A 7,268-nucleotide genomic window follows, 5' to 3' on the forward strand; every position below is an offset into this window, starting at 1 on the left:
GAGAGAACGCATAAAATGGCAAACGACACTTCTAATTCCGGCAAAGCGGGCCTGACGCGCCGCACGGTCCTCAAGGGTGCAGCCGCCGTCGCCGGCGCCGCGGTCGGCTCGGGCGTTATCACCGGCTTTCCCACCATCTGGGCGCAAAACATCAAGGATATCGTGATCCGCCAGATGGGTTCATCCGGCGACACCAACAAGGCGCTCGAAGACGCCGCCAATGCCGATCTGCCCTTCCGGGTGCAGGTGACGGCACTCGACCCCTCTTCAGTGGTCGCTCGCGGCATCAGCCAAACCGACACCTGGGACGTTCTGAGCGACGGCACCGCCGACCTGCCCCTCTTCTGGCCGGCCAAATCCTTCCAGCCCATCGAGAAGAAGCGCCTCAACTGGTGGGGCGACGTTTCGCCCATCTTCACTTCGGGCCGGGCGACCCCGGAGGCCAAATACGGACAGGGCGCCAATCCGTTCAACGTCATCAATGCGGATGGTCCCGGCATCGACTCAAAGATGGTCGCGGAAGAAACCGAATGGCTTACGGGTGCACCGGCATTGCATAATGCCGACACGCTAGGCATCCGCCCCGACCTCGTCGGGCGCGAAATCAATTCCTGGGCAGATCTGCTCTCGCCCGAATACAAGGGGCGCGCCGCAATTTGCGCCATCCCTTCCGTCGGCATGGTCGATGCTGCCATCGCTTTGGAAGCGGCAGGCTTGGTCACCTATGCCAATAAAGGCAACATGACCAAGGAAGAGATCGACGCCACGATCGAAAACCTCATCCGCCTCAAGCGCGAGGGCCATTTCCGCGCCTTCTGGAGCGCCTATGAGGAATCGGTGAACCTGATGGTGGGTGGCGAGACCGTTATCCAGTCTATGTGGGCCCCAGCCGTGGCCAGCGTCCGCGCCCAGGGTGTACCCTGTGTGTTCCAGAACCTGCCGGAAGGCTACCGCTGCTGGGCCGTGGCGCTCTACATCAATGCCAAGGCCGATGGTCTCCTGAAGGATGCCATCTATGAGTATCTCAACTGGTACCACGAGGCCGGCAAGGTCGGCGCCTCTTTCACTCTACGCGGCTACTACAGCGCTGCACCGAACACCGTTCGCAAGGTCATTACCCCAGCCCAGTGGGACTATTTCATCGAAGGCAAGCCCGCGTCCGAGGATATCTTGGATGCCAATGGCAATGTGATCGAAAAGACTGGCGGCCTGCGCACCGGCGGCTCCTACTACGAGCGCCTCTCCAATCCTGCCGTTTGGAACTCCATCATGGACGAAAACCAATACCAGATTGCACGCTGGAACGAGTTTCTGGCCACCTGAACATGACGGATACAGCTTTGCCCAGCACCAAAACCTGGCGACCTCACACTCGAGGTCGCCTAGACATCAGGACCCTGCTGCAGGTCTCGCCCCTCTGGGCGATCCTGCTGATGTTCCTCGTTCTGCCAGTGGCCCTGATCGTGCTGGTGAGCTTCTGGCGATTCTCGGGCTTCACCATGGAGCCCGGTTTCGTCCTCGACCATTACCGCGACCTGTTCCGTCCCAGCACGCTCAATCTCTATATCAATACACTGCGCATCGCCGGTATCACCTGGCTTATTACGGCAATTATAGGCTTCACGCTGGCCTATCACCTGACCTTCGATCTCAACAAGCCGGCGACAGTCACGATCAAGTTCATGATCCTGACCATTCCCTTTTTCACTTCGGCCGTTATTCGCACGGTGGCCTGGGTGCCAGTCTTAGGTCGCAATGGCCTCGTCAACTCCTCGCTTATATCGCTCGGGCTGATCGAAGAGCCGCTGAACTTTCTGCTTTATTCCGAATTCGCCGTGATCCTCGCCTATGTCCACGCCATGACCGGGATCATGATGGCGCCGATCTTCAACACCATGAATCGCATCGACCGCTCACTGATCGAAGCGGCGCGTGATGCCGGCGCCAATGGCTGGCAGGTACTGCGCCATGTGGTATTGCCGCTTTCCATGCCGGGCATCGCCATCGGCAGCATCTTCGTGCTGACCTTGGTGGTCGGCGATGTAGCAACCGTTCGCCTGCTCGGTGGCGGGCAGCTCGGCACGGTCTCGGTCGCCATAACCAACCAATCGAGCCTGCTGCAATTTCCCATAGCCTGCGCCAATGCGGTCGCGCTGCTGGCCATCGTGCTGGTCTGCATCGCTGTCATCCTGCGCTTCGTCAATATCAGGCGGGAGCTCTGAAATGGCTGCTGCACGCGTCACCATGGCGGCGAAAGGCCGGAACGCGGTTTTCGTCGTGTTCTCGATCTTTCTCTACGCGCCCTTCCTTGCCATCTTCATTCTCGCTTTCCAGGGGCCGCAAGGCGGGCTCAACTTCCCCTTGCGCGATCCCTCGCTGCACTGGTTTCACGATCTGATCGATCCGCGTTCACTATCCGATTTCCGACCGGCCATTGGCCGCTCGGTCATATTGGCGCTCGTCGCCTCGGCCATCACGACGATCGTGTCGCTGGCCGCAGGCCTTGCATTCCGCCGCCGCTTCACCGGCTCGGCGACCTTGTTCTATCTCACCATCGGTTCCCTGGTCGTTCCCTCAAGCCTGGTTTCAATCGGCATCGGCATCATCTGTTCGATGCTTGGCATCCAGATGACCTGGTGGGGATCGGCACTGGGCGCGCAGCTTACTTGGACCTTGCCCTTCGGCGTCCTCATAATGCTCGCCGTGTTCAGCCATTTCGACCGCTCGCTTGAGGAAGCGGCGCGCGATCTAGGCGCCAATCGTTGGCAAGTCCTGCGCCATGTCACGATTCCGGTAGTGGCGCCCGGCCTGTTCGCCGTCGCCCTACTGAGCTTCATGCTCTCCTATGACGAGTTCGCGCGTACCGCCGTGGTGGCCGGATCGGAAAATACGCTACCGCTCGAGCTCTTTGCCTTTATGAGTCTGTCAGTTTCGCCCACCATTTATGCGCTTGGCACAGTGACCACTCTGCTCTCGATCGGCGCGCTGGTGATTGCCACGGCGGTATTGATCCGTTCCGCCAATCGGCGTCGGGCGCCCTGACGCCTGGGCAGGTGACATGATTGTGGCATTGAACGACAATGGATGACCAGCCATGAACTCGCCCTGGAAGGTCGCCCGCTCGCCTATGTCACTGCGCCTCAATTTCCGGCATCTGGAGATGTTCCGCCTCCTGATGAAGACGTCAAACCTGACCGAGACTGCGCGGCTGATGCGGGTCAGTCAACCGGCCATCAGCCACGCCTTGCGCGAGCTGGAGGGGCAACTGGGCCTGACGCTCTTCGTCCGCGCCGCTGGGCGGATCCGCGCCACACCCGAGGCGATCGATCTCCTGCCCGAGGTTGATCGCCTGTTCGGGCAAATCAGCCTGCTCAATACCAAGGCCGAGCATCTCAAGGACGCGCAAGGCGGACGTCTGGACATCGCCGCTATTCCCGTGCTCGCCATGGCAGGCATTCCCGAAGCCATATGCCAGTTTCGTACGCAGCGGCCCTTCTCCCATATCTTGCTGCAAAGCGTGGCGACGACCGAGGTCATCACTGCGGTCAAGGAGGAAAGTGTCAATCTGGGCTTTATCGCCACGCCCATCCAGGACCCAAGCGTGGGGGTGGAACCGCTACTCGAAACCGAGTTTTGCTGCTTCTTGCCCGCCGGACATCCATTGGCCGAGCATGACGAGATCACGGCTTCGCATTTCGAAGGCGAGACGCTGATCGCGCTTTCTACCCATAGCCCGCCCGGCTATCATTTCCGCAGCGAACTGGCCAAGTCCAAGAAGGACCAGTTGGTCGCTCTCGAGACCAACAATGCCTTCGTGGCACTTTCCTTGGTCGAAGCAGGCGCCGGGATTGGAGTACTTGATCCCATGCCCTATCTGGGCCGGCCCGCCGAGGGGATAGTGATCCGGCCGTTCAAGCCCTCCGTATCGATCACCTTCGCTGCAGTCTTCTCACGCCATCGCTCGTTGTCGCGCATGGAGCTGCAGTTCATCGAAACGACCCGCAAGTGTTTGCATGAAAGCGCCAAGCGGCTGACGGCGCTTGGTATAAGTGCGGTTACGCGCTAGTCGCAGGCAAATGCCGCAAAAGCTCAAACCGAAACTGGCCGGTGCCCTCGGTGCCGACGAATCGCGTGCAGGCGCCAAGAGGCACACATCAGGTCCCGCACTACGACGTGCAGGCAAAGAGCAGCAATTTCCTGGATTGTGATGGTAGCGAAGCCCAGATTCGAACTGGGGACACACGGATTATGATTCCGTTGCTCTAACCAACTGAGCTACTCCGCCCCAAGGGGCTCGACCTGCGTCGATGGCGCCTTACTAAGGTCGGGGGACCCGGTCTGTCAAGAGTTGCGACTGGCCGGTTATGATTTTTCCAGACGTTGAATATGAGCGTGGATAAGCGCGAGGTCGGCTTCGAACTTTTCGCGCTCGCGGGCCTTGGTTTCGGGGTCGGGAATACGGAGGAGATAGGAGGGGTGGTTGGTGATGTAGAGCACCGAACCATCCTCCAGATCGATCGGTTTTCCGCGCATGCTGGAGATGGAAACCGCTTTTCCGACAAGGCTTTGCGCGGCCGTGGCGCCGAGGGCGACGACGATCCTGGGCTTGACGAATTCGCGTTCGAGATTGAGCCAGAAGCGGCAGGCCTGGATTTCGCCGGCATTGGGTTTCTGGTGAATGCGTCTTTTGCCGCGCGGGATGAATTTGAAGTGCTTTACCGCATTGGTGACATAGAGGCGACGGCGGTCGATGCCGGCATTTTTGATAGCCTCGTCAAAGACTTGGCCCGCTGGACCGACGAAGGGCCGGCCTTGCAGGTCCTCCTGATCGCCGGGCTGTTCGCCGACGAACATGATCTGGGCCTCTTTCGGACCCTCACCGAAGACGGCCTGGGTCGCCTGCTCGTAGAGCGGGCAGCGGCGACAGCTATCGATTGCGTCGGCAGCGTTCGCAAGTGATTGAATTTGTTGGACTTTTTCATCAACCTCGCGCGCTTTCTGGCGCATATGGCGGGCCGGGGGCTGGGTGGTGGCGCGGGCGATCATCTCCTCTTCCATTTGCCTTGCATTGCGGATCAAGGGAGCAATGCGATCGGCTTCGGGGAGGTTGCGCCAGTATTTGACCGGCATTTCCGATTTCATCATCGCGACTTTCAGCCGAGCCGGATTGAAGATCGCACCGTAGTAGGTGCGCCAATCATCCTCCACTGCACCCTCGGCGGGGATATCTTTTTTGTTGCCGCCCGGACCAAAGCGCAAATTCTCCTTGTCCCAGAAGGCACTAGCATAGGGCGTGATGATGCCCCAATGCATGCCGGCAAAGCGTCTTGTGAAGAAGGGAACGGTGGCTTCGAGGGTGAAATGCTCGGGCTCGAACCAGGCGATGTAGCGTTCGTCGCCCTCGTGCTCAACGGTGCGGAAGCGCACGAAAGCCTTCATTTTATGTGCATCGCGATGTACCCCCGAGGCCATTCGCGTTAGCAGACTGTTATCACTATCGGCAGCATTGGCGAGAATGTGCTTATCGTCCTGCAGTCGCCAGAGCAGACGGTAGAGAACGGCGAAACGCTGCGGGTCGGAATGCTGGATCACATCGCCGGCTAGGTCGATGAATTGGCGCGGCACGGAGCCGATCGGGCCATCGGTATCGGGCAGCATGTCGTCGCCCGCTTCGAAAAGCCCGCTCTCTTCCAAGCCGACCCGCCAGACGACTTGCGAGGGCTTCATGCCGGCAACGAGCAGGCGACGTGCCTTGCCGCGCCACTCATCGAGATCGTTGAGCCGTTCGAGCCGGACCGAGAGCATCAGAAGAGTTCCAACTGCTTTGGCGGCGGCGCCAGCTTCTGCCGGAGGCGCAGGTCGTCGGTGAGGCCGCCCGGCGTCCAATCGGCGGCAGCGATAAAGGGGCGCACCTTGTCGATGGAAGCGGTGAGGCGTGCCATGTCGGCAAGGGTCAGGCGATGGTGGCGGCGCGAGGAGAGGACGCGATCGACACCGCTGACGCCAAGGCCGGGGACGCGCAGCAGCAATTCGCGGTCGGCACGATTGACGTCGATGGGGAAACTGGCGCGGTGTTTCAGGGCCCAGGCGAGTTTAGGATCGACGGCGAGATCGAGATGACCGCCCTCCCCGCCCGCGACGATTTCGGGGACATCAAAACCATAGAAGCGAATGAGCCAATCGGCCTGGTAAAGGCGATGCTCGCGCATGAGCGGCGGCGGGGCGAGCGGCAGCCGCGAGGAGGCGTCGGGAATGGGCGAGAAGGCGGAATAATAGACGCGTTTCAGCCGGTAACCGGAATAGAGCCCGGCGGCACGGGTGAGGATGGCGGCATCGTCGGCCTTGTCGGCGCCGATGATCATCTGGGTGGATTGACCGGCGGGGGCGAATTTTTCCGGCTTGGCCTTGGTCGGTTTTTTGTCCTCGGTGGTTTCATCGAGTTTGCCGCGAAGCCGGGCCATGGCGGTGCGGATTTCGGCGGGACGCTTTTCCGGGGCGAACAGTTCGAGGGCGGTATCGGTCGGCAGTTCGATATTGGTCGAGAGTCGATCCGCCCATCGGCCGGCTTCGGCGAGAAGCTCGGGCGCGGCATTGGGGATCACCTTGAGATGGATATAGCCGGCAAAAAGATGGGTTTCGCGCAGGGTGCGGGCGACGCGGACCATCTGCTCCATCGTGTAGTCGGGACTGCGGATAATGCCGGAGGAGAGAAAAAGGCCTTCGATGTAATTGCGCTTGTAGAAGTCGAGCGTCAGCCGGACGACCTCGTCGACCGAGAAGCGCGCGCGCTCGACATTGGAAGACGAGCGATTGATGCAATAGGCGCAATCGTAGACGCAGAAATTGGTCAGCAGCAGTTTGAGGAGGGAGATGCAGCGGCCATCTGGCGCATAGGAATGGCAGATGCCGCCGCCCTCGGTGGAGCCGATGCCACCCGTTTTGCTGCTGTCGCGCTTTTCCGAACCGCTCGAAGCGCAGGACGCGTCGTATTTGGCCGCATCGGCCAGAATGGCGAGTTTTCGCGTGAGGGTGAGTGCGGCCATTTGTTCATCCTTTGTTCTGAATGAATAGGCTGAGTCAGGGGAGAAGTGCATGTCAAAAAGACATGAGTGAGGGATTTGTGAACGGGGTTGGGGCGGGCGTGGGCTTCGGGTGTTACGCGAAAATTCTGAACTTGCGAGGCGAGCGCACGTCACACGCGGTGTCATTCCCGCGAAAGCGGGAAGGTGGATTCTCGTTCGAAGTGCAACAGTTGGTTGTAGAAGGCC

Annotated in this window: 6 protein-coding genes and 1 tRNA gene; 4 read left to right on the forward strand and 3 right to left on the reverse strand. The window is 60.2% G+C overall.

The features are described 5' to 3' along the window. Nucleotides 1-15: 15 nt before the first annotated feature. The 4 genes from JP75_RS02045 (at nt 16) to JP75_RS02060 (ending at nt 4,066) form a co-directional block, all read left to right on the forward strand. Complete coding sequence (locus tag JP75_RS02045) at nt 16-1,323, forward strand: ABC transporter substrate-binding protein (protein WP_035078317.1); 1,308 nt, start codon at nt 16-18, stop codon at nt 1,321-1,323. A 110-nt stretch (nt 1,324-1,433) separates the two neighbouring features. After that, the gene (locus JP75_RS02050; protein WP_051960136.1) at nt 1,434-2,222 is read left to right on the forward strand and encodes an ABC transporter permease; all 789 of its coding nucleotides are present in this window, start codon (nt 1,434-1,436) and stop codon (nt 2,220-2,222) included. Between the two features lies 1 nt (nt 2,223). Next, nucleotides 2,224-3,042, forward strand: a complete 819-nt coding sequence (locus tag JP75_RS02055; RefSeq protein ID WP_051960138.1) for an ABC transporter permease — start codon at nt 2,224-2,226, stop codon at nt 3,040-3,042. A gap of 52 nt (nt 3,043-3,094) precedes the next feature. Next, nucleotides 3,095-4,066, forward strand: a complete 972-nt coding sequence (locus tag JP75_RS02060; RefSeq protein ID WP_084587386.1) for a LysR family transcriptional regulator — start codon at nt 3,095-3,097, stop codon at nt 4,064-4,066. A gap of 142 nt (nt 4,067-4,208) precedes the next feature. Here the strand turns inward: JP75_RS02060 and JP75_RS02065 are convergent. The 3 genes from JP75_RS02065 to JP75_RS02075 all read right to left on the reverse strand — a co-directional run bounded on the left by JP75_RS02065 (nt 4,209) and on the right by JP75_RS02075 (nt 7,043). Further along, nucleotides 4,209-4,285 (reverse strand) — tRNA-Met (locus JP75_RS02065). Between the two features lie 77 nt (nt 4,286-4,362). Next, entirely contained in the window at nt 4,363-5,805 is a 1,443-nt protein-coding gene (locus JP75_RS02070; protein ID WP_035078334.1) for a UdgX family uracil-DNA binding protein, read from the reverse strand. Then, a complete protein-coding gene (locus JP75_RS02075) occupies nt 5,805-7,043 on the reverse strand; it encodes a putative DNA modification/repair radical SAM protein (protein WP_035078337.1) in 1,239 nt (412 codons plus the stop codon). The genes JP75_RS02070 and JP75_RS02075 overlap by 1 nt, the downstream gene beginning before the upstream one ends. Nucleotides 7,044-7,268: the final 225 nt, after the last annotated feature.

The organism is Devosia riboflavina, from assembly GCF_000743575.1.
In the GTDB taxonomy this organism is placed as follows: domain Bacteria; phylum Pseudomonadota; class Alphaproteobacteria; order Rhizobiales; family Devosiaceae; genus Devosia; species Devosia riboflavina.